Below are 25,736 nucleotides of genomic sequence, written 5' to 3'. Positions count from 1 at the left end.
TTAGCTGCACGCGACCCGCCACCTGCGACGGCAGGCGCTTTGGTGGCAGCTATTTCGACTGTCACAACTGGATGAAAAAAGGGGGCTATTATACTGGAAATAATGGCTGGCGATAACCCCGAAACCGCCGACTGGCGCGAATCGAAGCGCCGGTATTGCAGATTCTCACAAAAATTAACAAAATTTGTAAACTCAGCAACCTGGCTTCCAGCGTAAGGTATTGCCCCAACCCTCTATCTGAACCGGAGTCACAATGACAGAACTCAACGCATCCCGCACTGCCCTGGTAGTGATTGATTTGCAGGACGGCATTCTGCCTTTTGCCGGTGGGCCGCACAGCGCCGACGACGTTGTGGCTCGCGCTGCGCGCCTTGCTGACAAATTCCGCGCTAACGGCTCGCCGGTGGTTATGGTCCGCGTTGGCTGGTCTGCTGATTATGGCGAAGCCCTGAAACAGCCGGTTGATGCGGCACCTCCGGGCCATAGCTTACCCGCGAACTGGTGGGATTACCCAACCGCGCTGGGCAAAAAAGAGAGCGACCTGGAAGTGACTAAACGCCAGTGGGGCGCATTCTACGGTACCGATCTTGAGCTACAGCTTCGCCGCCGCGGCATCGACACCATTGTACTGTGCGGGATTTCAACCAACATCGGCGTTGAGTCCACCGCTCGCAACGCATGGGAAATGGGCTTCTCGCTGGTACTGGCGGAAGATGCCTGCAGCGCGTCCAGCGCCGAGCAGCACAACCACAGCCTGAAGTTTATCTTCCCGCGCATCTCTCGTGTTCGCAGCACCGACGAAATCATCGCCGCGTTATGATTTATATCGGCCTCCCGCAGTGGCAGCACGCCAAATGGAATCGCCTCGGCATATCCTCGCTTGAGGATTACGCCCGTCATTTCAACTGCGTGGAGGGCAATACCACGCTGTACGCGCTGCCAAAAGCAGAAAGCGTGCAGCGCTGGCGGGAAATGACGGACGATAATTTTCGTTTCTGTTTTAAATTTCCCGCCACCATTTCCCATAATGCCGCCCTGCGCAACTGCGGCGATTTAACCGCCGAGTTTTTAGAGCGCATGTCGCCGCTGGAAAATCGCATCGGGCAATACTGGCTTCAGCTCCCGGCAACCTTTGGCCCAGGCGATTTGCCCGCGCTATGGAATTTTCTCGACGCCTTACCATCCGGCTTTACCTACGGCGTTGAAGTGCGCCACCCGCTGTTTTTCAGCAAAGGGACCGACGAGCAGGCGCTAAACCGCGGGCTGCATGAACGTAAAGTTAACCGAGCAATTCTCGACAGTCGCCCGGTACATAGCGCAGTTCCGCACAGCGAAGCCGTGCGCGAAGCTCAGAGAAAAAAGCCCAAAGTACCGGTTCATGCCGTGGTTACCGCCGCTAACCCGCTGGTGCGCTTTATCGGCAGCGACAATATGGAGCAAAACGCCGCGCTGTTTGACGTCTGGTTAAAAAAACTGCCTGAATGGGCAGCTAACACCACGCCGTATTTGTTTTTGCATACCCCGGACATCGCACAGGCACCCGAACTGGTTCATACGCTCTGGCCCGCGCTGCGGCAGGCTTTCCCCGATCTTGGGCCACCTCCGGCCATTCCTCAACAAAACACACTTTTCTGAGCACTAGCGACAGCACCACGGTTGCGAGCTATCATAGCGGGAGCCGTAACTGTTTCGACATGGAGTTAATATGGTAAGCGCGCTTTACGCGGTGCTGGCTGCTTTGCTTTTAATAAAGTTTTCGTTCGACGTCGTTCGCCTGCGCACGCTATACCGCGTCTCTTACGGTGACGGAGGTTTCAGCGAACTCCAGAGTGTGATTCGTATTCACGGCAACGCCGTAGAGTATATTCCCATCGCCCTGCTGCTGCTGTTGCTCATGGAAATGGACGGCGCCGAAACATGGATGGTGCACCTTTGCGGCATCATGCTGCTGGCGGGACGCCTGCTGCACGCTTATGGATATCACCACCGCCTGATTCGCTGGCGTCGCTCCGGCATGGGCGCGACCTGGTGTTCGCTGCTGCTGATGGTGCTGGCCAACTTATGGTATATGCCGTGGGAGTTGGTTTTCTCGCTCCATTAACGCAAAATACGCCCCTTTCGAATTTCCGGATTTAACGTTATGTCTGACCGCGATACGCTGTTTTCCGCCCCGATTGCCAAACTGGGCGACTGGACCTTTGATGAGCGGGTAGCCGAAGTGTTCCCCGATATGATCCAGCGCTCGGTGCCAGGTTACTCCAATATCATTTCTATGATAGGCATGCTGGCAGAGCGCTTTGTGCAGCCGCATAGCCAGGTTTATGACCTCGGCTGCTCGCTGGGGGCGGCAACATTATCCGTGCGTCGCAATATCCATCACGATAGCTGCAAAATTATCGCCGTAGATAACTCCCCGGCGATGGTTGAACGCTGCCGTCGCCATCTGGACGCTTTTAAAGCCCAGACTCCGGTCGACGTCATTGAAGGCGATATTCGCAATATTACTATCGAAAACGCCTCGATGGTGGTGCTTAACTTTACGCTGCAATTCCTCGAGCCTGACGACCGCCAGCTGCTGCTGAATAAAATCTGGCAGGGCCTGAAGCCGGGCGGCGCGCTGGTGCTGTCGGAAAAATTCAGTTTTGAAGACGCGGAAGTAGGCGAGCTGCTGTTTAACATGCATCACGACTTTAAACGTGCCAACGGCTACAGCGAGCTGGAAATCAGCCAGAAGCGCAGTATGCTGGAAAACGTTATGCTCACCGACTCGGTGGAAACCCATAAAAAACGACTTAAACAAGCGGGCTTTGAACACGCCGAACTTTGGTTCCAGTGCTTTAACTTTGGCTCTCTGGTCGCCGTCAAATCCGGAGAAGCAGCATGATTGATTTTGGTAATTTTTATCAGCTTATCGCCAAAAACCATCTGGCACCGTGGCTGGAAACGCTGCCGGCTCAGATAGCCAGCTGGCAGCGCGAGTCCCTGCACGGCCAGTTCAAACACTGGTACAACACGGTTAACTACCTGCCGGAAATGACCCCGCACCGTCTTGACCTGCTGCATAGCGTGACCGCCGAAGCGGCTGCGCCCCTGAGCGAAGGGCAAAAACTCGGCATTGAAAAACTGCTGCGTAACCTGATGCCGTGGCGTAAAGGCCCGTACTCCCTGTACGGCGTGGATATCGACACGGAATGGCGCTCTGACCTGAAATGGGACCGCGTGCTGCCGCACATCTCCCCGCTGGCGGGCAGAACCATTCTCGACGTAGGCTGCGGCAGCGGCTATCACCTGTGGCGCATGATAGGTGCGGGCGCACACCTGGCGGTCGGTATCGATCCTATGCAGTTGTTTATCTGCCAGTTTGAAGCGGTGCGTAAGCTGTTGGGTAACGATCAGCGCGCCCACGTTCTGCCGCTCGGCATTGAGCAGCTTCCCGAGCTGAACGCTTTTGATACCGTGTTTTCCATGGGCGTGCTTTATCACCGCCGTTCCCCGCTGGATCACCTCTGGCAGTTGAAAAACCAGCTGGTCAAAGAGGGGGAACTGGTGCTGGAAACCTTAGTGGTTGAAGGCGATGAGAATACCGTGCTGGTGCCGGGCGAGCGTTATGCCCAGATGCGTAACGTTTATTATATTCCGTCCGCTCTGGCGCTGAAAAACTGGCTTGAGAAATGCGGTTTTGTTGACGTGAAAATTGTTGACCACAGCCTGACTACCCAGGAAGAGCAGCGCCGTACCTCGTGGATGATAACCGAGTCATTGGGCGACTTCCTCGACCCGAACGACAGCGGTAAAACTATCGAAGGTTATCCTGCCCCACTGCGCGCCGTGCTGGTGGCTCGTAAGCCATAACAGGCTAATAAAAAAACCGGCGCTTAACGCCGGTTTTTTTATCTTCTCTAAAGTTTAGCGGTAAACCTGAGCCGTTCCGCTCCACAGGCTGGAGTCACCCGGCGTACCCAACCCTACGATTTGAATTTTACTTCCGCCAATTTTCTGAGCTTTTTCTCTCAGCTGGTTGATGGCATCGTCGGTGCTTCCCGGCACGCCGCTGACTGAAACCACGCCGATGCGATCCTGGTTTACGGAACCGCTATTGATGAGTTCAGGCAACGGCGCGGCAAAAGCGGCGGAGGCGAAAACGGAAGACAGAGCCAGAATCACAGTTGCTGTTAATTTTTTCATTTTTAAATCCCTCTAACGTTGATAGTTGTCGGAGAGGATTATTCACAATTGAGCGTTTTGGAACGTAAGTTGCTGGAAAACGAAGTTAAACAATGTGTGGAGAAAGTGATGGAAAGGTTACATAACGCTTCACCCGTTACAAAATAAAAAAAGCCCCGCGCAATCCGCCGGGGCCTGGTACGAGCAAGCATCATATTGGGCGACATGATGCGCGGTAGAAACCTTTTGCTCAGCGCGGCGCGTTTGCCGCCAGAGCGTTTTTCATCGCCGCTACTACATCTGCATCCACGCAGTAGCGATTAAACTCATCGGCCTCGGCGTCGGCGCTCATAGAAACGCCCGCTTTACGGTAACGCATCGGGGAAGGAACCGAGCGCCCTGCCGAGCTGTGAAGCTCTTCAACCCCGTTTTCAACGAACTTGTTCAGGTTGCTGAGACGCACGCCAGCACCGGCCATGATAATTGGAGCACGGGAATGCTGTTTTAGTTCCCGAAGAAGCGAGATTCCCGTTTCGGCGGTTTGCTGCTGCCCGGAAGTCAGTATTCTTGCCACGCCCAAATCGGCCAGTTGCTCCAGCGCCAGCAGCGGGTGATGACACATATCGAAAGCACGATGGAAAGTGACCGCCATTCCCTCTGCGGCCTGCATAACCTGCTCCATGCGCGGTAAATCAATGTTGCCGTCTTCATCCAGCATACCAATCACCAGCCCCGGGAAGCCCAGGTCGCGCACAAAGGCGATGTCTTCCAGCATGGTGGCAAATTCGCCGTCGGTATAACAAAAGTCCCCGCCGCGCGGGCGAATAATTGGGTGCACGGGAATCGAAACTTTTCGCCTCACCTCGCGCAGTAGACCAGCAGAAGGAGTAAGGCCTCCCTCTTTGGGCGCCGAGCAGAGTTCAATTCTGTCCGCTCCGGCCTGTTCTGCAGTCACCGCACAATCTATTCCATAACAACATATTTCAAGCAAAGCCATTGATTACTCCTTAAAATCCTGCAGCTTGCCGGTTGTGTACCTGACCAGGAATGATAATCTGAAAACAGGTTCACAAAAAGGTAGCGTACTATGGCATTCAATTTTGATGAATGGATCGACAGGCGTCACAGCGACAGTTCGAAATGGAATAAATTTTCTGAGAATGTGCTGCCTATGTGGGTCGCAGATATGGATTTTCGCTCGCCCCCTTGTATCCTTGAAGCGCTCCGCACGCGGGTTGAGCACGGCGTGTTTGGCTACGGCGGTCACCCGCATGAACTTGCCGAAGTTGTGACCCAAAGAGTTGCAAATCTCTACCAATGGCAGGTCAAACCGGAATGGCTGGTTTTCCTGCCGGGCGTGGTAACCGGCCTCAATTTATGCGTTCGCGCTTTCACCTCAGCAGCCGAATCAACAATTGCCCCCACGCCGATCTACCCGCCGTTTCGTCACTCTTCCGCTTACGCTCAACGCCGGCAGCTTAATGCCCCGCTCAGGCTGAAAGAAAAACGCTGGATTGTCGACTTTGATGCATCAGAAGCCAGGATGACGGGCGGCGAGAAATTACTGATGCTTTGCAACCCCCAAAACCCCGGCGGCACGGTTTACCGGCGCGAAGAGCTGAAACAGCAGTTGGCTTTTGCCCAGCGGCACGATCTGGTCGTTTGCTCAGATGAAATCCACTGCGATTTATTGCTGGAGCCCGGCGTACAGCATATTCCGTTTGCGACCTTAAGCGAGGATGCGGCGCAGCGCTCCATCACGCTGATTTCGCCATCTAAGACGTTCAATATTGCCGGGCTTGGCGCATCGGTTGCGGTGATTCCCAACGCCGAACTGCGCCGCAGATTCAGGGCAGAGAGAGCAGGAATGGTGCCGGAAGTTGATGTTCTGGCGCTGACGGCAGCCGCAGCCGCGTGGCAAGAGGGCGAAGCGTGGTTGCAGGAGTTGCGGGCTTATCTGAGAGCGAACCGCGACAAGCTGGCTGACGCCATCAGCGCCATGCCGGGCTTGATAATGCACGCGCCCGAAGCGACCTACCTGGGCTGGGTAGATGCCAGCGGGCTTGCCGTAGATAACCCGGCGCAATTCTTCCTGGACGCCGGGCTGGGCTTTTCTCCCGGCGCTGACTTTGGCGAGCCGCAGTTTGTGCGCATCAACTTCGGCTGTACGTCCGCCCTGCTTGATGAGGCTATCGAGCGCATTCAAAAGGCGACAGCAAACCGCTAGTCGGCCTGCTCGCTGGCCACGATCTGCTCGATGCTCCACGGATGGAATTTGATGGTCACTTTGCCGTCGGTGACCGCAAGTGTTGGGTTCGGCAGCCGCTCGCGCTCGCCTTTTGGCGAACTGGTTTTGACCGAGATCCCCGTTTCACGCAGCCCGGCGTCGGACAGCAAATCCAGCGCCCGCGCGTTAAGCGTTGCAGGCTCGCCCGGCAGCACAATCTCAATATGCTCCCAGCCTTCTTGCGGGTAGCGTTTTTCACCCGGCCACGGCAGCTCAACCACCGTAAAGCGCCAGTGCTCCACGCACACCGGCTGGTCTAATTTGTACAGGCAGATTGGCCTGCCGTTAATGATATTCTCACTCAGCAGCGTGCCGCATTTTTCCAGGCCAGCGCGCCAGCGTTCGGCGGTCGCGTTCTGGTGGCAGCGCAAAGAAATGTGATCGGCCTCAAGGGGTGCGATCTCCAGCCCGAGTCGGGTGGCAAGTTCTGTTAACGCTTTCGTAAAGCGCGGCAGATCTGCCGAAATATCATGCAGTTCATCAACCGCCTGCCAGTTTGCCATGCTGCATTCCTCATCTTTAGAAAGCGCGTAATCTACCGCGTTCCCGGCCGCTAACCAACACCCCAAAAGCGCCGGGAATGCGTGAATGGTTATTCACTGTACCGTCGATAATAATTGCAAAGGCGGCAGGCAAGGCTTTTGCTGACGTCGGGCGGCAAATAACGTTATACTCTCGCCCTGTTTCTTTCCCCATTTAGAGGCGGCCCAGTGCGCGGCGGCCCAGTACAAATTGTAAGGTATCCCGGTGAATATTCAGTCTCTTCTCTCAGAAAAAGTCAGTCAGGCACTGATTGCTGCAGGCGCGCCAGCGGACTGCGAGCCGCAGGTTCGTCAGTCGGCAAAAGTTCAGTTCGGCGACTATCAGGCCAACGGTGTGATGTCCGTCGCTAAAACCCTGGGCATGCCGCCACGACAAGTTGCAGAGAAGGTCATCGCTAACCTCGACCTGACCGGCATTGCCAGCAAAGTTGAGATTGCAGGCCCGGGCTTTATCAACATCTTCCTTGAGCCGGAATTCCTGGCGAAAAGCGTTGACGAAGCGGTTGCTTCCGAGCGCGTTGGCGTTGCTGCGGCTAAGCCACAGACCATCGTCGTGGACTATTCCGCACCGAACGTTGCCAAAGAGATGCACGTCGGCCACATCCGCTCCACCATTATCGGTGACGCAGCGGTGCGTACCCTGGAATTCCTCGGCCATAAAGTTATTCGCGCTAACCACGTCGGCGACTGGGGCACCCAGTTCGGCATGCTGATTGCGTTCCTCGAGAAACAGCAGCAGGAAAACGCAGGCGAAATGGCCCTGGCGGACCTTGAAGAGTTTTACCGTGCCGCCAAGAAGCACTACGACGAAGACGAAGCTTTTGCCGAACGCGCCCGCGCCTACGTGGTAAAACTCCAGGGCGGCGACGAATACTGCCGCGAGATGTGGCGCAAGCTGGTCGATATCACCATGACCCAGAACCAGCAAACCTATAACCGCCTTAACGTTACCCTGACCCGCGACGACGTGATGGGTGAAAGCCTGTACAACCCGATGCTGCCGGGCATTGTTGCCGACCTCAAAGCCAAAGGGCTGGCGGTAGAAAGCGAAGGCGCAACCGTGGTGTTCCTTGACGAGTTCAAGAACAAAGACGGCGACCCGATGGGCGTTATCATCCAGAAGAAAGATGGCGGCTACCTTTACACCACCACCGATATCGCCTGCGCGAAATACCGCTACGAAACCCTGCACGCCGACCGCGTGCTGTATTTCATCGACTCCCGCCAGCACCAGCACCTGATGCAGGCCTGGACCATCGTGCGTAAAGCCGGTTATGTTCCTGAGTCGGTCACGCTGGAACACCAGATGTTCGGCATGATGCTGGGCAAAGACGGCAAGCCGTTCAAAACCCGCTCAGGCGGTACGGTAAAACTGACCGACCTGCTCGATGAAGCGATGGAACGCGCCCGTAGCCTGGTCGCGGAGAAAAACCCGGACATGCCTGCCGACGAGCTGGAAAACCTGGCGAAAGCGGTTGGCATCGGCGCGGTCAAATACGCCGACCTCTCCAAGAGCCGCACCACCGACTACATCTTTGACTGGGACAACATGCTGGCGTTTGAAGGCAACACCGCGCCATATATGCAGTACGCCTATACCCGCGTGCTCTCCGTGTTCCGTAAAGCGGATATCGAAGAGGCCGAGTTGCTGAAAGCCAAAGTGGTGCTTGCCGAAGCGCGCGAAGCGCAGCTGGCTGCACGCCTGTTGCAGTTCGAAGAGACGCTGAACGTGGTGGCACGCGACGGTACGCCGCATGTTATGTGCGCCTATCTTTACGACGTAGCTGGCCTGTTCTCCGGCTTCTACGAGCACTGCCCGATCCTCAGCGCTGCCGACGAAGCAACCCGCAATAGCCGCCTGAAGCTGGCGCTGCTGACGGCGAAAACCCTGAAGCTGGGTCTGGATACCCTGGGTATCGAAACCGTAGAACGTATGTAATCGACCGGCCTGCACTCTGCGGGCCTGGATAAAAAAAGCCCGGTCATTTTGGACCGGGCTTTTTTGTTTTAACGCGTGTAGTTAACAATGACCTGATTACTGCGAACCCGCAGCGGCGGATACATAGAACCGCCTCCCGGCACCTCCCAGACAAAGCGCAGAGGCTCATTGGCATCGGTATTGGTCAGCCCGCGGGTCGTGCCGCTCTGCCCGTCAATAGAAGTACAGTTCGTTTGCGAGCACAGTTTTACCGTCAGCCCGGCGGGCGTCGGGCCATCCAGCACGTAGGTCCAGGCAATCAGCGACATTCTGCCGCTGACCGGCTGCGGCGGAGCCAGGGGCTGCGAAGAGGCGGCCACGCCGCGATGATCCAGCGTTACCCCAACTCCGCTACCCTGCCAGGCACCGTCGCCCAGCGCCAGCGCGCCGAAGGGAATGAACATCATTAAAAATAAAGCGCGCATTATTTCGCTCCAATCGTTGAAGTCATGCGGATATTGCGGTTGTCGGACAGCTCAAGGCTCGACAGCACAACAAGCTGCGGCAGCGTGCGGCGCAGGAAGCGGGCAAGCAGCGGACGCAGCGCGTGGTTCACCAGCAGCACAGGCGGCGCGCCCATCATCTCCTGGCGCTGTAAAGCTTCCTGCGCCTGCTCGAGCAGGCGGTCAGCAAGGCCCGGCTCCAGCCCGCCGCCGCCCTGCAAGGCCTGCAACAGGAGGCGCTCAAGGGAAGCATCGAGGCCAATAACCTGCACTTCGCCGGTGCCAGGGAACCACTGCTGGGTAATAGCGCGGCCGAGCGCCACGCGCACCACGGCGGTCAATTCATGCGGATCGTTTTGGATCGGCGCATGCTCGGCCAGCGTTTCAAGAATGGTGCGCATATCGCGGATTGGCACCTTCTCTTCCAGCAGATTTTGCAGCACCTTATGTAGCGTGGTTAAGGTCACCACCGCCGGAATAAGATCTTCGGTAAGCTTCGGCATTTCCTGCGTCACGCGGTCCAGCAGCTGCTGCGCTTCCTGGCGGCCAAACAGCTCGGGAGCAAATTGCCCAATCAGGTGATTAAGGTGCGTTGCCACCACGGTACTGGCTTCCACCACGGTGAAGCCCTGAATCTGCGCCTGCTCTTTCAGCGCGCTTTCAATCCAGATAGCCGCAAGGCCAAAGGCCGGATCGATGGTTGCCTCACCCGGCAATGTGCCCGCTGCGGTGCCGGGGTTAATCGCCAGCCAGCGGCCAGGGTAAGCGTCACCGCTGCCAATTTCAACGCCCTTCATCAGGATGCGATAACGCGCAGGAGGAAGGTCCATATTGTCGCGAATGTGTACCACAGGCGGCAGGAAGCCCATCTCCTGAGCGAATTTTTTACGAATACTACGGATGCGGCCCAGCAATTCACCGTCCTGCTGGAAATCCACCATCGGGATCAGGCGGTAGCCCACTTCCATACCCAGCGGATCTTCGAGCTGAACGTCATTCCATGTTGCCTCAACCGCCTGAGTATTTTCAGGTAATTTCACCGGCTGAGGCACGGCTGGCGCTTCCATCTGGCGGCCACGCATCCACCAGGCAAGTCCCAGCAGCGCTGCGGTAAACAGCAGGAAGACAAAGTTTGGCATTCCCGGCACCATGCCGAGCAGGCCGAGTACGCCAGCCGAAAGCAGCATAACGCGCGGGTTGTTGAACAGCTGGGTGACCATCTGCTCGCCAACGTCCTGGTCGGTGGCTACGCGAGTAACGATAACGCCCGCGGCGGTAGAGATAACCAGCGCGGGGATCTGGGCAACCAGGCCGTCGCCGATGGTCAACAGCGTATAGCTCTGCGCCGCCGCTCCCATCGCCATATCGTGCTGGATAACGCCGACCATCAGGCCGCCCACCACGTTGATAACCATAATAATGAGACCGGCAACGGCGTCGCCGCGCACGAATTTACTCGCACCGTCCATCGAGCCGTAGAAGTCGGCTTCCTGAGTCACTTCCGAACGGCGTTTTTTAGCTTCCTCTTCGCCAATAATCCCGGCATTCAGGTCGGCGTCGATAGCCATCTGCTTGCCCGGCATCCCGTCCAGCACAAAACGCGCACCCACTTCGGCGATACGTCCGGCACCTTTGGTAATAACCATAAAGTTGATGATAACCAGGATGATAAACACCACGATCCCGATGGCAAAGTTACCGCCAACCAGGAAGTGGCCAAACGCTTCAACCACCTTCCCCGCCGCCGCCGCGCCGGTGTGGCCGTCAAGCAGGATAATACGGGTGGAGGCGACGTTCAGCGCCAGGCGCAGCAAGGTGGTGAACAGCAAAATGGTAGGGAACGCGGCGAAGTCCAGCGTGCGCTGGGTGAACATCGCCACCAGCAGCACCATTATCGACAGCGCAATGTTAAAGGTGAACAGCAGATCGAGGACAAACGGCGGCAGCGGCAGCACCATCATCGACAGAATCAGCAGGATCAGTACCGGCCCGGCAAGGATCTGCCATTGCCCAGATTTCATGTTGCCCGGCAGGCGCAACATCGCAGCCAGATTAGCCATCGGAGTCCTTCTCGTTTGCAAAGTCCAGCGCCTCAGGCACCGGCAGATTTTCAGGTTTCTTCGGAATTAGACCGCCCGCCACGCGCCAGCGCCTGAGCTGCCAGACCCAGGCCAGCACTTCCGCCACGGCAGAGTAAAGCTGGCCGGGGATCTGCTGGCCAATTTCGGCGTGGCGGTAAAGCGCACGGGCCAGAGGAGGCGCTTCCAGAGTCGGAATGCGGTTTTCATTACCAATTTCTCTAATGCGCAGCGCTATCAGTCCGGCTCCTTTGGCCAGCACCTTCGGCGCGCTCATTTTGTTTTCGTCGTACTGCAAGGCCACCGCATAGTGGGTCGGGTTGGTGACGATAACGTCGGCCTTCGGCACGTCCGCCATCATGCGGCGACGCGCAATCGCTCGCTGCTGCTGACGAATACGCCCTTTAATATGCGGGTCGCCTTCGTTCTGCTTATATTCGTCACGAATATCCTGACGGGTCATACGCAGCTTTTTAATATGGCTGTAGATCTGGAAGAAGACGTCAAACCCGACCATCGGGATCAGCCCCAGAATCACCAGCAGGGCGCACAGCGCGACCATGTTCAGCGCATTAGCAAGCGCCGTCACCGGGGACTCGCTCATCAAACGCATCATCGCCGGCCAGTTATGCCACAAATACCAGGCGGCCACGCAGCCCACCAAAATGGCTTTCAGCAGCGCCTTGAGCAGCTCGGCTGCGGTCTGCATCGAGAACATGCGCTTTAGCCCGGCAATCGGGTTCAGCTTGCCGAGATTGAATTTGATTGATTTACCGCTGAAATTCACGCCGCCGAGCAGCATCGGCGCGGCAATCGCCACAATCACCAGCCCGGAAATCAGCGGCAGCAACGCCATCACCGCCAGTTTTATCAGGTGGCTAATCTGGTTCACTATCAGGCTGGGATCGTTAATGATTTTATGATCAAAGTGCAGGCCGTCGGACAGCATCGCGCCCAGCATGCGCCCCAGCGACGCGCCGCCCATCCAGATAATGCACAAGCCCACCAGCAACATCAGCAGTGAGGTCAATTCTCGGGAACGCGGGATCTGCCCCTCTTCACGCGCCTTTTCTAGTCGGTGGGCCGTGGGGGCTTCTGTTTTTTCCTGATCGCTATCTTCAGACACCGCAACAATCCCGTGGCCGCAATTTCAAGGACAGCATGCCAGAGCACGGTTGGGCTAATAGAGGAATTACAAACGTTTTTGTACGTTTATTTTGACGTTAAGAAACCGCCTCCCCCGCGCACGCGGGAAAGGCGGTGGTGTCGATTAGAAGCCTAAGCTGTCCAGCAAATCATCGACCTGGTCCTGGCTTGCCACCACGCCTGCGGCGCTGGCGTCAAGCTGAGGACCGTTAAGCAGGCCTTCGTTCACGCGTTTGGCGCGCGCGTCCGGCTCCGGCATGTTCTCCAGCAGCACCATCAATAGCTGGCGCTCAATCTCCTGGATAACATCCATCATGCGCTTAATAACCTGACCGGTAAGGTCCTGGAAATCCTGCGCCATCATGATTTCCAGCAGTTGGGCGTTGGTGAAGCTGGTGTGTCCCGGCACTTCCGACAGATAGCTGCGAGTATCGGTTACCAGCTCACGGGCATCTTTCAGCTCGATTGGGTTTTCAAACCATGAATCCCAGCGGCCGCTCAGCGCCTTTGCTTCACTCTCCATCTGGTTCTGGTGAGGCTGAGACAGCTCCACGCAGTTCAGGGCGCGCTCTGCGGCCTGGGCGGTCATTTGCACCACATAGTCCAGACGGTCACGGGCATCAGGGATAGCTTCTGCTGCTTCGGCAATCGCCTGATCCAGGCCCAATTCACGCAGGCTGTCGCGCAGCATACGAGTCAGACTGCCGATACGAGCAATAATATCGGTCGGTGAATGCTCGTGTATCTCTGTTGCCGGGTTTGTTGATGAGTGCATTTGCGCCTCCTTACATGCCGAGCTTTTCGAAAATTTTGCCCAGTTTCTCTTCCAGGGTTGCCGCGGTAAATGGCTTAACTACGTAACCACTCGCCCCGGCCTGTGCTGCCGCAATGATGTTCTCTTTCTTGGCTTCCGCCGTGACCATCAGAACCGGCAGAGCTGACATCGCCCCGTCGGCGCGAATGGTTTTCAGCAGTTCCAGGCCGTCCATGTTCGGCATGTTCCAGTCAGAAATAACAAACCCAAAGCCGCCAGCCTGGAGTTTGTTCAGCGCATCTACGCCGTCTTCGGCTTCTTCAACGTTGTTAAAACCCAGCTCTTTAAGCAGGTTACGCACGATGCGGCGCATAGTTGAAAAGTCGTCTACGACCAGAAACTTAAGTTCTTTGTCCGCCATAAAATCCGGGCTCCTTCAGTTAAATACGTATTGCCTGTCCGGCACTAATTTTCGCCAGCATTTGCTGGCTAACCTGGCTTAAATCGACCACTTCGCTGACGCCACCGGAATTGATGGCCTCACGCGGCATGCCGAACACCACACAACTTGCTTCGTTTTGGGCGATGGTCCACGCCCCTGCCTGATGCATCGCCAGCATCCCGGCGGCACCGTCATTACCCATCCCGGTGAGGATAACGCCGACGGCATTACGCCCCGCGTACTTCGCCACCGAATGGAACAGCACATCCACTGCCGGGCGGTGCCGGTTCACTGGTGGGCCGTCATGTAATTTGATTTGATAGTTCGCACCGCTTCGCGACAGCTCCATGTGCTTATCACCCGGCGCAATATAGGCATGCCCCGGCAGCACACGTTCGCCGTCTTCTGCCTCTTTCACGCTAATCTGACACAGCTTATTCAGGCGCTCGGCGAATGAGCGAGTAAAGCCGGGCGGCATATGCTGGGTTATCAGCAGCGCCGGGCTTGAAAGCGGCAGCGGCTGTAGCACATGGCGAATCGCCTCGGTGCCGCCGGTGGAGGCCCCAATGGCAATCAGCTTCTCCGAGCTCAGCAGCGGGCCCGCTTTCAGGGTAGCCGGAGCCGCCGCTGGCGCACGTGCGGCCAGTTTTGCTCTTGCCGCCGTACGCACCTTCTCGGCTATCATTTCGCTGTAGGCCAGCATGCCTTCGCGGATGCCCAGCTGCGGCTTGGTGACGAAATCAATGGCGCCCAGTTCCAGCGCGCGCAGCGTCACCTCCGACCCTTTTCCGGTCAGCGAGGAAACCATCACTACCGGCATCGGCCGCAGGCGCATCAGTTTTTCGAGGAAGTCGAGGCCGTCCATGCGCGGCATTTCGACATCCAGCGTTAATACGTCCGGATTGAACTTCTTAATCAGATCGCGGGCCACCAGAGGATCCGGCGCGGTCGCCACCATTTCCATATCGCTATGACTGTTGATAATTTCCGTCATTATCTGCCGCATTAGCGCAGAGTCATCGACCGATAAGACACGTATTTTCGTCATGTTCTTTCCTTACTCAGCCCGTAAACCGTCTGGCCACGCAGCCAGAAGTCGCGGCTGAGGTTACTGAAGTTCTCCGAATGCCCGGCAAACAGTAATCCTCCGGGTTTCAGCAGCGGGACGAAGCGCTGCAAAATGGCCTGCTGCGTGGGTTTGTCAAAATAGATCATCACATTTCGACAAAAGATCGCGTCAAACGGCCCCGGCACCGGCGCCTGCTTATCGAGCAGGTTGATCGGCGCAAAATCAATGTGGTTTGCCAGTTCGCTGCGCACCCGCACCAGCCCATCGTGCGGCCCGGTTCCGCGCATGAAATAGCGCTGCATCTGTACCGGGGAAAGCGTTTTAAGCTCCTCCTGGCGGTAGACTCCGCTCCGGGCTTTTTCCAGCACCTGAGTGTCGATGTCGCTGGCAAACACCTTCCAGCGTCCGGCACCCGAACCTAAAACATCCGCAAGGGTAATGGCGATGGAGTAAGGTTCCTCCCCGGTGGATGCCGCCGCGCTCCAGACTTTGTATTCGCCGGAGTGCTTGCGTGCGTGCTCCGCCAGAATCGGGAAATGGTGCCCTTCCCGGAAAAAAGCGGTCAGGTTAGTGGTCAGCGAGTTGATAAACGCCTGCCACTCGGCGCTGCTGGAGTTAGCCTCCAGCATGCCTAAATAACGTCCAAAATCATCCAGCCCCAGCAGACGCAGGCGGCGTACCAGACGGTTATAAACCATGTCCCGTTTATGGTCGGCCAGCACAATTCCCGCGCGCTGATAGATTAACTGGCATATCCGACGAAAATGCGTGTCGGATAGCGGCAGACGCTGTGTCATCTGTAACATTAATGACTGTTGCCCAAGGGGCGTTGGTGATGTCATAGCGCCTTCTTAATTACGATCACGATGTAACCAGCACTCCGGAAGGAACAAATTCACCGCTGGAATGCGGCGGTTCGCTGCCGTTTAACTTAAACACGGCGACCACTCCGGAGAGATATTCGGCCTGACTTGCCAGCGCATCGGTGGCACCGGCGGCTTCTTCCACCAGCGCGGCGTTTTGCTGAGTCACCTGATCCATCTGGCTGACGGCCTGGGCGACCTGCTCGATTCCGCGACGCTGCTCGTCAGAAGCGGAGGCAATCTCACCCATAATGTCGTTAACCTGGGTTACCGAGCGAACAATCTCGGCCATGGTCGTGGCGGCGGTATCTACCAGCCTGGAACCCTGCTGTACCCGGTCAACGGACTCTTCGATTAATACTTTTATCTCTTTTGCCGCCTGCGCGCTGCGGCTGGCAAGATTGCGAACCTCGCCCGCTACCACCGCAAAACCTCGCCCCTGCTCACCGGCACGGGCAGCTTCCACCGCCGCGTTAAGCGCCAGGATATTGGTCTGGAAGGCAATGCCGTCGATAACGCTGGTGATATCGCTAATTTTTTGCGAGCTACCGGCGATGTCACGCATGGTATTGGCAACATTTGCAGCCTGCTGCCCGCCCTGCTTAGCGGTATCTGCCGCGCTGCGTGAGAGCTGTGACGCCTGGCGCGCGTTATCCGCGTTCTGGCCCACGGTTGCGGTCAACTGCTCCATGCTGGCAGCGGTTTCGGCCAGCGAGGCCGCCTGCTGCTCGGTACGGGCTGAGAGGTCGTTATTCCCTGCGGCAATCTCCTCAATACCGGAGTGCATGGCGCTGGTACCGCCGCGAACCTGGCTTACCGTCTCTTTTAATGAGGACTGCATATTTTTCAGGCTGGCAAAGATTTCAGAGATCTCGTTGCGGCCATAGACCGCAATCGGCTTCGCCAGATCCCCCGCGGCAATGCTCTCAAAGTGGCTGCGTACAATCGCCAGCGGCTGAACAATCATCTTGCGGGACCAGGCCAGGGAGCCAAGCATCAGCACCACAGCAATAATCGTGACCGTAAAGAAAATGACCGCCGAGATATGGTAATTTTTCTGGCTGTCGCCGCTGGCGGTAGCCACAATCTGATTAATACTCTGCTGCCAGGCGTTGAAGTTAGCGTCAAAAACGTCCTGCGATTTCTGCACCGGGGCGCTCATAAAGTCGGAGAGCTGGTTGTTTTCAAGCCAGGTCGACTGATGCTGTAAATCGTCACGGAAAGCGCTATAGCTCTGCTTAGTGGAGGCCATCATCTGCTCGCCCTCGCCGCTTTTATGCGGGGTCTCGAGGAACTGATTAAACAGCAGATCCGCCTGGGTCAGGCTGCCGCGGGCATTAGCCATCAGGCGCTTGATATCTTCCACCGGATAGCTCAGAGCCGTCAGCGTTCCGGCGCGGTTTAAAGCATTGCTGGCGGCCAGCAGCGCCGCGCGGCTTTGGGTTAACGTATCGCGCTGCTGATTACTGACCTCGACCATTTTAAGGTTCTGAAAATCATCACGAAAAGCCCAGAAAGACAAACCATTACTGCCAATCTGCAGCACGCCGCAGATAATCACAATCAGGAAAAGAGTGGTCGAGACTCGGATACGGTTTAACATCAAAGCTTCCCTCTACCGGCCAGCAGGCCGGTATTCATCTAATCAGAAAGTTTCCCAGTTATCGTCATCACCGGCCCTGGCCGGAGTACGCGGGGTGTGAACCACGGGGCCTGGCGTTACCGCCGCCGCCGCAGGCTTTTTACTACCCGCATTCCCTTGCAAACGGAACGTCGCAACCGACTGAGTCAGGCGGCTGGCCTGCTCCTCCAGCGCGGCGGCCGCAGCAGCAGACTCTTCCACCAGCGAGGCGTTCTGCTGCGTCACTTTGTCCATCTCCGACACCGCCAGCGCGACCTGGTCTATACCACGGCTTTGCTCATCGGATGCAGAGGCTATTTCACCCATGATGTCGGTGACCCGCGTGACCGCGTTCACGATGTCACTCATGGTTTCCCCCGCGCTTTCAACCAGCACCGAGCCGGTATCCACGCGCGAAACGGAATCTTCAATCAGGGACTTAATCTCTTTTGCCGCCTGGGCGCTGCGGCTTGCCAGGTTACGCACTTCGCCTGCTACCACGGCAAAGCCGCGCCCCTGCTCTCCGGCGCGTGCGGCCTCAACGGCGGCGTTCAGCGCGAGAATGTTTGTCTGGAAGGCAATACCGTCGATCACGCTAATAATGTCGGCGATTTTCTTTGAAGAACCGGCGATGTCGTGCATAGTCTTGACCACGCCATCTACCACTTTTCCGCCGCGCTGGGCGGTTTCGGAAGCGTTAAGCGCCAGTTGAGAAGCCTGACGAGCGTTTTCGGCGTTCTGTTTAACCGTGGCGGTCAACTGCTCCATGCTGGCGGCAGTTTCTTCAAGAGAGGCAGCCTGCTGTTCGGTACGGGAAGAGAGATCGTTGTTGCCAGCTGCAATTTCGCTGGTGCCGCTATAAATAGCGTCCGACCCTTCGCGCACCCGGCTCACGGTGTTAATTAATTCCCGCTGCATATGCTGGACGCTGGACGCGAGCTGGCTCAGCTCGTTTTTACCGACCACGGCAATGTTTTCCGTCAGGTTGCCGGAAGCAATCTCGCGGATATGGTTAATCACCACATTCAGCGGCCTGAGTAACACATGGCGCATCCCGAACCAAACCAGCAGGATAACCGCAGCCAGGGCTAAGGCCAGAACACCAAGCTGCCAGATGGCAAAGGTGTACCCGGCGCGGCTGTCCACATAAGAGGCTTCATACATCCGGTCGTTGAGCGCCAGATAGCCGTCATACGCTTTCTCCAGCGCATTCTGCATCCCCTGGGTGGACTGGCCGAAATAGGCGTCCATATTGCCGCTTTCGAGATAGCCAATTAATTCCGCCAGCGCCTGGTGATAGGCCAGGTAATCGCCGTCAATATCTTTGACGACGGCGTTCATTTCGTCGGAAATCGGCGCAACTTGTTTAAAGTTGTTGTAGTGCTGCTCGGCGTTCAGCAAAGATTTTTTGGCGTTGTTCAGCAGATCCGTTTTCGCCGCGCTTTGGCTATTCGTCGGGTCCATCATCATACGTGCGGCGGAGCGGCTAAGGTTGATGCGCGTATGCAGCATCAGGACCCACGCCTGATTTAACTCGGCCTGCTGAACCCGTAATTCGCGGGAAACTTTAAAGTTGTCATTATTGTTTTTTAAGGAATTAAAGAACATACCACCGGAAATGATTTGCAGCAGCGCGAACACCACAAGCACCATCATCAGCATGGTGACCACGCGAATACGGTTTAACATACGACGCCCTTTTAACGACTTGTTCCCGAGGTTATCGGCACGTACCGCGGGAACTTTACGTTAAGTCACAGGGAAATTGGACGATTGGGCGCGCTAGTAGGTCACGGTGATGGTCACCGTATCGGCGTAATCATCGGGGATGTAGTTAGTGCTTGGGATGGTGACATAGACCGGGTACTGCTGCGCGACGCCCGTGCCCGTGCTGGACCGATTGTTCAAGGCCGTATTCCCCCAGACGGCGCCCGATGTCCCCGAAGCCTGCCTTAGCTGGTAAGGCACCTGATCGGTGTTCGCCCCTGTCCCTTTTAGTACCCCGGTGCCCCCCGTGTTGTTATTCGAAGGGGAAAGCCCAATCGTATAGGTCGTGCCATTGGTACAGGCAACGCCGATGGTGTTGCTCGAAGCCAGATTGCTTTGCATTGCGGCGACTGCCCCGAAGCTCACGTTATTGGCATAGCTGATATTGCACTGCTTGCTGACGGCCGCTATCACATTAAAGGGAAAGTTTGTTGCGACAGATGTCCCACAGCCAGCGGGAGGGGCCAGCAGACCGGTATTAAGCGTGACCGTCGCCATTCCGCTGGTGTAAATGTCCTGATAGCTCCCCGGTGCAGCTGAAGTTTGCGGAAGCGTCATTTGCCCGTAGACCGTCAGGCTTCCGGTGACGGGCGTCAGGTTAAGCAAATTGAGCTGCACCATCGGGAAGGTCGTCCCCGTCTGAAACTGGCTGCCCCACGCCCCTCCACTGACGGTTCCCTGGTAAAGCTCATAGCTCAGCGTACTGGCAGGCGGCCCGGCAAAAGACATTTTATGGTTCCCCACCCCGGCACCATCAATGTTAAAACAGAGCGTCACCCCGGCCAGCAGGTCGCCCAATTGCTTGGAACAGCTGTAATCAAACGTCATCGAGGTATTGGGCGTAGCCGTCGCCAGCGGATTGATGGTGCCAAAGTTTACCGTCTGCACATTGCTCACCGAACACACCACCGCGTGGCTAATTCCCGGGGACAGCAAGAGCACCGCCAGCAGCAAAAGTTGTTTTAATCTCATGCGGGAAACTCCTGTATCAAAAGGCCACGGATTCGCTAGCGGCACACTATCGGCCCGATATTCGGTACGCTTTTCTGGTTTTCGGGGTAATCAAATTCGGCGATACAAATGCCGCTGTCAGTGGTCACTCTGAGCTGATTGCGCAGTTCAAGGGCATCAAAGTAGGCCTGACCATCAAAGCCCACCACCGTGTCCTGCCCGGCTCCCGCCATCGATCTGACGGGGCTACCTTCTCCGATGGCGTTGCCTTTAGCATCGACAAGGATCACCAGCGCGGCACGCACCGGCTTAATATCAAAACTAACCAGCGTGCCGGAGCGGTCGGCAGGCGTGGCGTTGAGATTAACATTACGAATACGCATGCTGGCGGGCAGGTTCATGGGGTCGATGCTGATCAGGTTGTTTTGATAACTGTTCAGCGGCGTCACCAGCATCAGTCCGTTACCGTCGCTGTTTCCCACAAGGTTATTCTGCAATTTGACCGGTACATTCGGGATCCCATCGGTAGAGACAACGGCAAACCCGTTATTGATCTCCCGCGCGGCGAAGATGCCGCCGCCCATCATCACAACAGATCCCGTCGCCCCCGCGTAGCCGTAGTTATTATCAGGAATACTGCGGTAGCCGGTATAAACACGGCCATTGCGCCCCAGGTAGCCGACCTCACCCTGCCCGCTTTGCTGCGAGCTCTGCTGGCTGGCGGCCAGATTCCAGCCTACGCCGCCTTCAGATGGCGGAGTCTGGCTGGCGTTGAGCTGATACCCCATCTTGTCGCCGGTGCGCTGAACGGTGGCCCCGGCGGTCAGGTTATTACGGGTACTGACGGTCACCATCAGGTAAACGCTGCGGTCGCGGCCGTCGTCAATGTTCTGGTTAAAGCTGGCGCTGAGGGAGACGTTATCGGTAATGGATTTGAACCAGGTGGCGTTGGCGTAGCGTATGGCGCTTTGTTCCGGGTAACGAAACTGCAGGTAGCTCATGCTGAGATTGCCCCCAACGCCGAAGTTATACCCTACCACCGCGCTGCCGCTAAACGCTGAGGGGGCTGAGCCATAACGCGTGGCAACATCGCGGTAATCTCCGGAGGTTGCCGTGGCGCTGGAGCTAAAGCTGAAGCGGCCGTCGGACCAGCGGTAACCCAGCCCATATAAATAGCCGTTCGCTCCGGAGTCCGAGCTGGCGGCCAGCGCGGTTGAAATTGTTCCCGACTGGCTTGCCGGGATCCAGTCGCTGCTCAGCCCGCCGTTAATCAGGCTATCGCTGGTTTCAAAATGCCCCCCGGCGGTCAGAGTGTTGCTGAAACCTCGCCGCCAGGTCCCGCTGATTGCGGGTTCGCTGGCATAATCAAATGAGGAGTAACCGTAATTTTTCCGCACCACGCCCAGCTCCAGAGACCAGTCCGTCAGCCCTTCCCGGAGCAGAAGCTGATCGTTATAAAAGGAGAAGCTCTGCACGCTGGTTCTGCCGAGCGCATCCGTCATCATTACCTGGGCGTTACCCGCCCCGGTAATATTCGGCAGCGTATTAATCTGGAAACTGCCCGCAGGCACGTTGCCGTTGTAATACTTGACCCCGTTAACGTATAGCTCAACGTCCGACGGCAGGGTTGCTGAACCCAGAAACGAAGGCAGCGGCGTGGTGGGCATATAGGGGTTGAGACCAAAATCGGTACCAATTTTTATCCCGGCGATACGGGTCTGGCGCGACCATGAGAGCGAACTGGTTAGCGTGTCCCCCAGGGTAACCGCCAGCATTTTATCGGCAAAGGAAGTGCGCCAGCTGGTATCCAGGCGGCTAAATGACTGGTTATCATTTTGCTCCGTAGAATAACGTGTCAACTGGGTGGAACTCAGCACGCCCGCCGCATTGAACGCGCGGAACTCGCTGAAGGTGTTAACGTTACTTTCTTTTCCCGTATCGGCGTAAATATCATAATTCAACAACGCGCCGTAGGCGTTTGACACCCTGGGGGCGGAGACATCCGACGAGTTAAGCTGGGTGGTTTTCAGGTCTAACAGGCTCAGCGGCGCGGTCAACGCCAGCGTTTGCTGCCCCACGTTATAGTCGATCGTTATTTGAGCGATGTCATTCAGATAATACGGCGGTTGAGCTTTTTCCGGCGGGCGAAAACCCAGCTGCCGCAGAGCCAAAGCGGTACCGTATAATTTTCCATCAGCGTAGCCAAGATGAACCAGACCCACGGGATTTCCATTCACCGTCGTGTCGAGATATAAATCAATGCCTACAGGCTGTGCTGTATTATTAGTGGCCGCATTCTGAGGTAGGTCATTATGGGTATTTTGTGCTGCCGCCATGCCGGAAATAACCAAACCATTAAGCAATAAAATTTTTACCAGAGAATATGGCCAGTCATAAATTTTGTTCTGTTTGTTGACCATTGATAGTGACTTCAACTTTCCCGCTATGGTAAGCATCATTAGCAGACGATGATATTATCCACCGCATACTCGAATCTGGAAGGACATAACCCAGCAGACCAGAAGTAATAACTTTTCGTACGCCATTAGGTTGAATAAACGTCATTGCCGACAGCTGAGCATGGCTGTTTCCCTGATTACTCACTTCAACAAACGCTTTGCCATCTATATTGATTAATTTCCAGTTTAACTTTGCCGAGGCTTCCGCCTGCCCGGCAGGCTGCAAAAACACCGGAACGGAATAGCGCATCACAAACTGAATTTTATTTCTCTGAAGCTTTGGCGGTGGAAGTTCATCGATAAACAAGCGATAAGCCTGCTCAACCTGATTAGTTGCAGGACCCGTGCGAATCACCCGAATAAGCTGACGCTGCCCGGCAGGCAGCGTCACGATAGGCGGGCTGATGACCAGCCCCTGAGAAGCCGAAAGTTTGTCGGCATAGCTGCTCTGCTGCCAGCTAAATACGCGTACCTGCGCGTTAAGCGGCGCGTCACCTTCATTGCTGAGCCAAATGCCATCTGCGTTTTGCGTGGCATGCAGCATCAGATTAACCGGGGAGATTTGCAGCCCTCCGGCTAACGCATTCCCTCCTGCGGCCAGCCCCAGCATCAGGCATACGCAGGCGCAACGTCGTCCACCAAATTTCAATTTCATCCGCTGTCCTGAAATCAGTAGTTAACGTTGACGGTGACCGTGTCCGCATAGCTGTCTGGCGTAAAGTTAGCGCTCGCCGCCGTCGCATAGACGGTATAAGTTTGCGCGGCTCCCGACCCCGTACCGGCTACGCCGTTACCGACGACGGTAGTGGTGGCGGTATTCCCCCAAACGGGCCCGGTAGCGGATGTCTGGTTCAGTTGATAAGGGACTTTATCGGTGTTGGTGGCCGAGTTTGCCACGGATGACATTGCACCTGAACCGGTGGTCGTTCCTCCGTTTGCCGCCGAAGGGGCCAGACCGATAAAATAAGGGGTTGTCTTTGAACAGTTAACGGTAAAAGTATTGCTTTGCGAGGTGTTTACTGCACTGGCATTTACCGTCCCTAAGTTAATATTCGAGCCGCTACCGGCGGTAACCGCGCAGGACTTCTGAATAGTAATCAGTACCTGGAACGTGCCGTTTGCCACCGCTGAATTAGCCGATGGAATAATCGCAAACGCAGTACAAGAAAGAATTAAGCGTGCAGCTGTAGCTGAATTCATATCCTTACCCTTATTCAAAATGACTCAATAATGCTTCGTGGATACGCAGCGAAGCGGCACAGGACGATTTAACGCCAGCCGGTATTGCACTTTAATACCGGCAGCTGACTCCATTAACTTATGGTTAATATAATTCGCCCTGAAGTCGCATACATTTTCCATCAAATACCGTTATCTCTCCCTGCCCCAATAATATTGGGACTCTCTTCACCTGATTGTACATTTTACAACCAGGCGCAACGGCTTATGTTCGCGACATTCATAGACGAACTGGTAAGAAAAAAATCAGTACGTTACGCCATCACTTAGTTGAAATTTAGTTTAGAGATCGCGAAATAACCAGACCGCGCAGTCAAATTCAGTAAAACAGTGTATTGACGAGTTATCTTCATTAAAAACAATGAATTAGATACAAACACGTTAACTTCAATGCAAACTGAAAAGAATATATCCGCAATTTTGTGATCTTATTCACATTGAATGATTAAGTGCTGCTTAATTAACAATTTACAGAATTTATAAAAAAGAGTTGTATATCGGCGCGCTTTGATTCAAGTTATGCTCCGCGCACTTATGACCCATTCACAATAATTATATAAGGGTCAGTAAGTTACAAAAAAACACAATTCAACTACAGTCAACTACGGGGTTACTAAGTCAGTGGCAAGTTCAAACAAACTCACGCTATTCATTATTCTGTTCATGATAGCGGGGATCTTCTGCGGAGCGGCTATCCACGAATACGCCGGTGCCGACATCATCAAAAGCTACGCCGATAACATCACGCTGTTTACCGACATCTTCCTGCGATTGATCAAAATGGTGATTGCGCCATTGGTCTTCAGCACCCTGACGGTCGGGATCATGAAGCTTGGCGAAACGTCCACCATTGGCCGCGTCGGCGGGAAAGCGATGGTGTGGTTTGTCTCCTCTTCAATCTTGTCGATTCTGGTCGGTCTGTTTATCGTCACCCTTGCACATCCTGGCGCGGGCATGAATTTGCAGGTTCCGGCAGAAGCGGTACAAACCGGCCTGGCGGTGAGCGGCATGACGCTGAAAGCGTTTATCTCGCACACTATTCCGACCAGCATCGCTGGCGCAATGTCCGATAACGAGATCCTGCAAATCGTCGTGTTCTCGATGTTCTTCGGTATTGCAGGGGCATCTCTGGGCGAGAAGTTCAACGCGCCTCTGGTCAGCGCCCTGGATGTGGTGTCTCACATCATGCTCAAAGTGACCGGCTACGTGATGTACGTCGCCCCGCTGGCTATCTTCGCGGCCATCTCTTCGGTGATTGCCACTCAGGGTCTCGGTATTCTGCTGAACTACGCGTCATTTATCGGCGGTTATTACGTGGCGATTGTGCTGACCTGCATTGTGCTGATTAGCGTGGGCTACATGGTGCTGAAGCGCGATGTGTTCCGCCTGCTGGCGATGCTGAAAGATCCTGTGCTGGTAGCCTTCACCACCAGCAGTTCCGAAGCCGCTTATCCGAAAACGCTCGACCAGCTCACCCGCTTCGGCTGCTCGCGCAACATCGCCTCGTTCGTGCTGCCTATCGGCTACTCCTTCAACCTCGTGGGTTCGATGGTGTACTGCTCGTTCGCTTCGATGTTTATTGCCCAGGCTTATAACGTTCACCTGTCATTCTCTGAAATTGCCGTGCTGATGCTGACGCTGATGCTGGCCTCTAAAGGAATTGCCGGGGTGCCTCGCTCCGCGCTGGTGGTACTGGCCGCAACCATCCCAAGCTTCAATATCCCGGTCGCGGGTATTCTGCTGCTGATGGGCATCGACCACTTCCTGGACATGGGCCGCTCGGCTATTAACGTATTGGGTAACGGCGTGGCGACGGCGATGCTGTCGAAAAACGAAGGCATGCTGGAAGAAGGAACGGTAAGTGCCGCTCCCGGCAAAGAAATCCAGGCCTAAAAAAAGGGGCTACCTCACGGTAGCCCCTTTTTACTCTCCC

24 protein-coding genes are annotated in these 25,736 nt (G+C 55.8%); 8 read left to right on the top strand and 16 right to left on the bottom strand.

What is annotated here, in order from left to right; genetic code table 11:
* Window positions 1-253: 253 nt before the first annotated feature.
* From FOC35_RS17610 to cmoB, 5 genes are all read left to right on the top strand, one after another.
* The gene (locus FOC35_RS17610; RefSeq protein ID WP_172569644.1) at window positions 254-820 is read left to right on the top strand and encodes a hydrolase; all 567 of its coding nucleotides are present in this window, start codon (window positions 254-256) and stop codon (window positions 818-820) included.
* Window positions 817-1,635, top strand: coding sequence for a DUF72 domain-containing protein (locus tag FOC35_RS17605; protein ID WP_172569643.1), 819 nt, complete (start codon window positions 817-819; stop codon window positions 1,633-1,635). The genes FOC35_RS17610 and FOC35_RS17605 overlap by 4 nt, the downstream gene beginning before the upstream one ends.
* Before the next feature lie 70 nt (window positions 1,636-1,705).
* A complete protein-coding gene (locus tag FOC35_RS17600) occupies window positions 1,706-2,101 on the top strand; it encodes an MAPEG family protein (protein ID WP_016536960.1) in 396 nt (131 codons plus the stop codon).
* A 39-nt stretch (window positions 2,102-2,140) separates the two neighbouring features.
* Window positions 2,141-2,884: a carboxy-S-adenosyl-L-methionine synthase CmoA gene (gene cmoA, locus FOC35_RS17595; RefSeq protein ID WP_172569642.1), complete on the top strand. Its 744-nt coding sequence runs from the start codon at window positions 2,141-2,143 to the stop codon at window positions 2,882-2,884.
* The gene (gene cmoB, locus FOC35_RS17590) at window positions 2,881-3,852 is read left to right on the top strand and encodes a tRNA 5-methoxyuridine(34)/uridine 5-oxyacetic acid(34) synthase CmoB (protein ID WP_016536962.1); all 972 of its coding nucleotides are present in this window, start codon (window positions 2,881-2,883) and stop codon (window positions 3,850-3,852) included. The genes cmoA and cmoB overlap by 4 nt, the downstream gene beginning before the upstream one ends.
* Before the next feature lie 54 nt (window positions 3,853-3,906).
* Here cmoB and FOC35_RS17585 read toward each other — a convergent pair whose 3' ends face one another.
* Complete coding sequence (locus FOC35_RS17585; protein WP_016536963.1) at window positions 3,907-4,185, bottom strand: DUF1471 domain-containing protein; 279 nt, start codon at window positions 4,183-4,185, stop codon at window positions 3,907-3,909.
* A gap of 229 nt (window positions 4,186-4,414) precedes the next feature.
* The gene (gene cutC, locus FOC35_RS17580; RefSeq protein ID WP_172569641.1) at window positions 4,415-5,161 is read right to left on the bottom strand and encodes a copper homeostasis protein CutC; all 747 of its coding nucleotides are present in this window, start codon (window positions 5,159-5,161) and stop codon (window positions 4,415-4,417) included.
* A gap of 90 nt (window positions 5,162-5,251) precedes the next feature.
* On the opposite strand from cutC, the gene FOC35_RS17575 reads away from it, so the two are divergent.
* Window positions 5,252-6,391, top strand: a complete 1,140-nt coding sequence (locus FOC35_RS17575; RefSeq protein WP_172569640.1) for a MalY/PatB family protein — start codon at window positions 5,252-5,254, stop codon at window positions 6,389-6,391.
* On the opposite strand, the gene FOC35_RS17570 is transcribed toward FOC35_RS17575, so the two are convergent.
* Window positions 6,388-6,954, bottom strand: coding sequence for a VOC family protein (locus FOC35_RS17570; RefSeq protein ID WP_172569639.1), 567 nt, complete (start codon window positions 6,952-6,954; stop codon window positions 6,388-6,390). The two genes, FOC35_RS17575 and FOC35_RS17570, sit on opposite strands and share 4 nt — an antisense overlap.
* A 244-nt stretch (window positions 6,955-7,198) precedes the next feature.
* Between FOC35_RS17570 and argS the strand changes: the two genes are divergently transcribed.
* Entirely contained in the window at window positions 7,199-8,932 is a 1,734-nt protein-coding gene (gene argS / locus FOC35_RS17565; protein WP_172569638.1) for an arginine--tRNA ligase, read from the top strand.
* Between the two features lie 68 nt (window positions 8,933-9,000).
* Here argS and FOC35_RS17560 read toward each other — a convergent pair whose 3' ends face one another.
* The 13 genes from FOC35_RS17560 to FOC35_RS17500 form a co-directional block, all read right to left on the bottom strand.
* On the bottom strand, window positions 9,001-9,396 hold the full coding sequence (locus FOC35_RS17560) for a flagellar protein FlhE (RefSeq protein ID WP_016536970.1): 396 nt from the start codon (window positions 9,394-9,396) through the stop codon (window positions 9,001-9,003).
* A complete protein-coding gene (gene flhA, locus FOC35_RS17555) occupies window positions 9,396-11,474 on the bottom strand; it encodes a flagellar biosynthesis protein FlhA (protein WP_172569637.1) in 2,079 nt (692 codons plus the stop codon). The genes FOC35_RS17560 and flhA overlap by 1 nt, the downstream gene beginning before the upstream one ends.
* Window positions 11,467-12,618 carry a flagellar biosynthesis protein FlhB gene (flhB, locus tag FOC35_RS17550; RefSeq protein WP_016536972.1) on the bottom strand — a complete coding sequence of 384 codons (1,152 nt, stop codon included), beginning with the start codon at window positions 12,616-12,618 and terminating at the stop codon, window positions 11,467-11,469. Before flhB ends, flhA begins: the two co-directional genes overlap by 8 nt.
* Before the next feature lie 144 nt (window positions 12,619-12,762).
* Window positions 12,763-13,413, bottom strand: coding sequence for a protein phosphatase CheZ (gene cheZ, locus FOC35_RS17545; protein ID WP_172569636.1), 651 nt, complete (start codon window positions 13,411-13,413; stop codon window positions 12,763-12,765).
* A 10-nt stretch (window positions 13,414-13,423) separates the two neighbouring features.
* The gene (gene cheY / locus FOC35_RS17540; protein WP_016536974.1) at window positions 13,424-13,813 is read right to left on the bottom strand and encodes a chemotaxis response regulator CheY; all 390 of its coding nucleotides are present in this window, start codon (window positions 13,811-13,813) and stop codon (window positions 13,424-13,426) included.
* Window positions 13,814-13,832: 19 nt separating this feature from the next.
* Entirely contained in the window at window positions 13,833-14,882 is a 1,050-nt protein-coding gene (gene cheB, locus FOC35_RS17535) for a protein-glutamate methylesterase/protein glutamine deamidase (protein WP_016536975.1), read from the bottom strand.
* Window positions 14,879-15,745, bottom strand: a complete 867-nt coding sequence (gene cheR / locus FOC35_RS17530; protein ID WP_039898348.1) for a protein-glutamate O-methyltransferase CheR — start codon at window positions 15,743-15,745, stop codon at window positions 14,879-14,881. The genes cheB and cheR overlap by 4 nt, the downstream gene beginning before the upstream one ends.
* Before the next feature lie 19 nt (window positions 15,746-15,764).
* Window positions 15,765-17,369 carry a methyl-accepting chemotaxis protein gene (locus FOC35_RS17525; RefSeq protein ID WP_172569635.1) on the bottom strand — a complete coding sequence of 535 codons (1,605 nt, stop codon included), beginning with the start codon at window positions 17,367-17,369 and terminating at the stop codon, window positions 15,765-15,767.
* A gap of 42 nt (window positions 17,370-17,411) precedes the next feature.
* On the bottom strand, window positions 17,412-19,076 hold the full coding sequence (tar, locus tag FOC35_RS17520; RefSeq protein ID WP_016536978.1) for a methyl-accepting chemotaxis protein II: 1,665 nt from the start codon (window positions 19,074-19,076) through the stop codon (window positions 17,412-17,414).
* A gap of 93 nt (window positions 19,077-19,169) precedes the next feature.
* Window positions 19,170-20,126, bottom strand: a complete 957-nt coding sequence (locus tag FOC35_RS17515) for a spore coat U domain-containing protein (RefSeq protein WP_172569634.1) — start codon at window positions 20,124-20,126, stop codon at window positions 19,170-19,172.
* 35 nt (window positions 20,127-20,161) lie between these two features.
* Window positions 20,162-22,441, bottom strand: coding sequence for a fimbria/pilus outer membrane usher protein (locus FOC35_RS17510; protein ID WP_172570393.1), 2,280 nt, complete (start codon window positions 22,439-22,441; stop codon window positions 20,162-20,164).
* A 55-nt stretch (window positions 22,442-22,496) separates the two neighbouring features.
* On the bottom strand, window positions 22,497-23,219 hold the full coding sequence (locus tag FOC35_RS17505; protein WP_039898350.1) for a molecular chaperone: 723 nt from the start codon (window positions 23,217-23,219) through the stop codon (window positions 22,497-22,499).
* Window positions 23,220-23,233: 14 nt separating this feature from the next.
* Window positions 23,234-23,764: a spore coat protein U domain-containing protein gene (locus tag FOC35_RS17500; RefSeq protein WP_172569633.1), complete on the bottom strand. Its 531-nt coding sequence runs from the start codon at window positions 23,762-23,764 to the stop codon at window positions 23,234-23,236.
* A 660-nt stretch (window positions 23,765-24,424) separates the two neighbouring features.
* On the opposite strand from FOC35_RS17500, the gene FOC35_RS17495 reads away from it, so the two are divergent.
* The gene (locus tag FOC35_RS17495; RefSeq protein WP_172569632.1) at window positions 24,425-25,696 is read left to right on the top strand and encodes a dicarboxylate/amino acid:cation symporter; all 1,272 of its coding nucleotides are present in this window, start codon (window positions 24,425-24,427) and stop codon (window positions 25,694-25,696) included.
* The last annotated feature ends 40 nt before the right edge of the window (window positions 25,697-25,736 follow it).

The organism is Cedecea sp. FDAARGOS_727 (assembly GCF_012273235.1).
GTDB classification, from domain to species: domain Bacteria; phylum Pseudomonadota; class Gammaproteobacteria; order Enterobacterales; family Enterobacteriaceae; genus Cedecea; species Cedecea davisae.
This window is presented reverse-complemented; position numbering and strand designations above follow the sequence as displayed.

What these genes read in the sequence shown, in the direction of transcription:
- FOC35_RS17510 (WP_172570393.1), bottom strand. Translation starts at nt 22,441, where the DNA reads ATGGCGGCAGCACAAAATACCCATAATGACCTACCTCAGAATGCGGCC.
- cmoA (WP_172569642.1), top strand. Translation starts at nt 2,141, where the DNA reads ATGTCTGACCGCGATACGCTGTTTTCCGCCCCGATTGCCAAACTGGGC.
- cheZ (WP_172569636.1), bottom strand. Translation starts at nt 13,413, where the DNA reads ATGCACTCATCAACAAACCCGGCAACAGAGATACACGAGCATTCACCG.
- tar (WP_016536978.1), bottom strand. Translation starts at nt 19,076, where the DNA reads ATGTTAAACCGTATTCGCGTGGTCACCATGCTGATGATGGTGCTTGTG.
- FOC35_RS17570 (WP_172569639.1), bottom strand. Translation starts at nt 6,954, where the DNA reads ATGGCAAACTGGCAGGCGGTTGATGAACTGCATGATATTTCGGCAGAT.
- cheR (WP_039898348.1), bottom strand. Translation starts at nt 15,745, where the DNA reads ATGACATCACCAACGCCCCTTGGGCAACAGTCATTAATGTTACAGATG.
- cheB (WP_016536975.1), bottom strand. Translation starts at nt 14,882, where the DNA reads ATGACGAAAATACGTGTCTTATCGGTCGATGACTCTGCGCTAATGCGG.
- FOC35_RS17560 (WP_016536970.1), bottom strand. Translation starts at nt 9,396, where the DNA reads ATGCGCGCTTTATTTTTAATGATGTTCATTCCCTTCGGCGCGCTGGCG.
- flhA (WP_172569637.1), bottom strand. Translation starts at nt 11,474, where the DNA reads ATGGCTAATCTGGCTGCGATGTTGCGCCTGCCGGGCAACATGAAATCT.
- FOC35_RS17505 (WP_039898350.1), bottom strand. Translation starts at nt 23,219, where the DNA reads ATGAAATTGAAATTTGGTGGACGACGTTGCGCCTGCGTATGCCTGATG.
- FOC35_RS17610 (WP_172569644.1), top strand. Translation starts at nt 254, where the DNA reads ATGACAGAACTCAACGCATCCCGCACTGCCCTGGTAGTGATTGATTTG.
- cheY (WP_016536974.1), bottom strand. Translation starts at nt 13,813, where the DNA reads ATGGCGGACAAAGAACTTAAGTTTCTGGTCGTAGACGACTTTTCAACT.
- FOC35_RS17575 (WP_172569640.1), top strand. Translation starts at nt 5,252, where the DNA reads ATGGCATTCAATTTTGATGAATGGATCGACAGGCGTCACAGCGACAGT.
- cutC (WP_172569641.1), bottom strand. Translation starts at nt 5,161, where the DNA reads ATGGCTTTGCTTGAAATATGTTGTTATGGAATAGATTGTGCGGTGACT.
- FOC35_RS17600 (WP_016536960.1), top strand. Translation starts at nt 1,706, where the DNA reads ATGGTAAGCGCGCTTTACGCGGTGCTGGCTGCTTTGCTTTTAATAAAG.
- cmoB (WP_016536962.1), top strand. Translation starts at nt 2,881, where the DNA reads ATGATTGATTTTGGTAATTTTTATCAGCTTATCGCCAAAAACCATCTG.
- FOC35_RS17525 (WP_172569635.1), bottom strand. Translation starts at nt 17,369, where the DNA reads ATGTTAAACCGTATCCGAGTCTCGACCACTCTTTTCCTGATTGTGATT.
- FOC35_RS17500 (WP_172569633.1), bottom strand. Translation starts at nt 23,764, where the DNA reads ATGAATTCAGCTACAGCTGCACGCTTAATTCTTTCTTGTACTGCGTTT.
- FOC35_RS17515 (WP_172569634.1), bottom strand. Translation starts at nt 20,126, where the DNA reads ATGAGATTAAAACAACTTTTGCTGCTGGCGGTGCTCTTGCTGTCCCCG.
- FOC35_RS17605 (WP_172569643.1), top strand. Translation starts at nt 817, where the DNA reads ATGATTTATATCGGCCTCCCGCAGTGGCAGCACGCCAAATGGAATCGC.
- FOC35_RS17585 (WP_016536963.1), bottom strand. Translation starts at nt 4,185, where the DNA reads ATGAAAAAATTAACAGCAACTGTGATTCTGGCTCTGTCTTCCGTTTTC.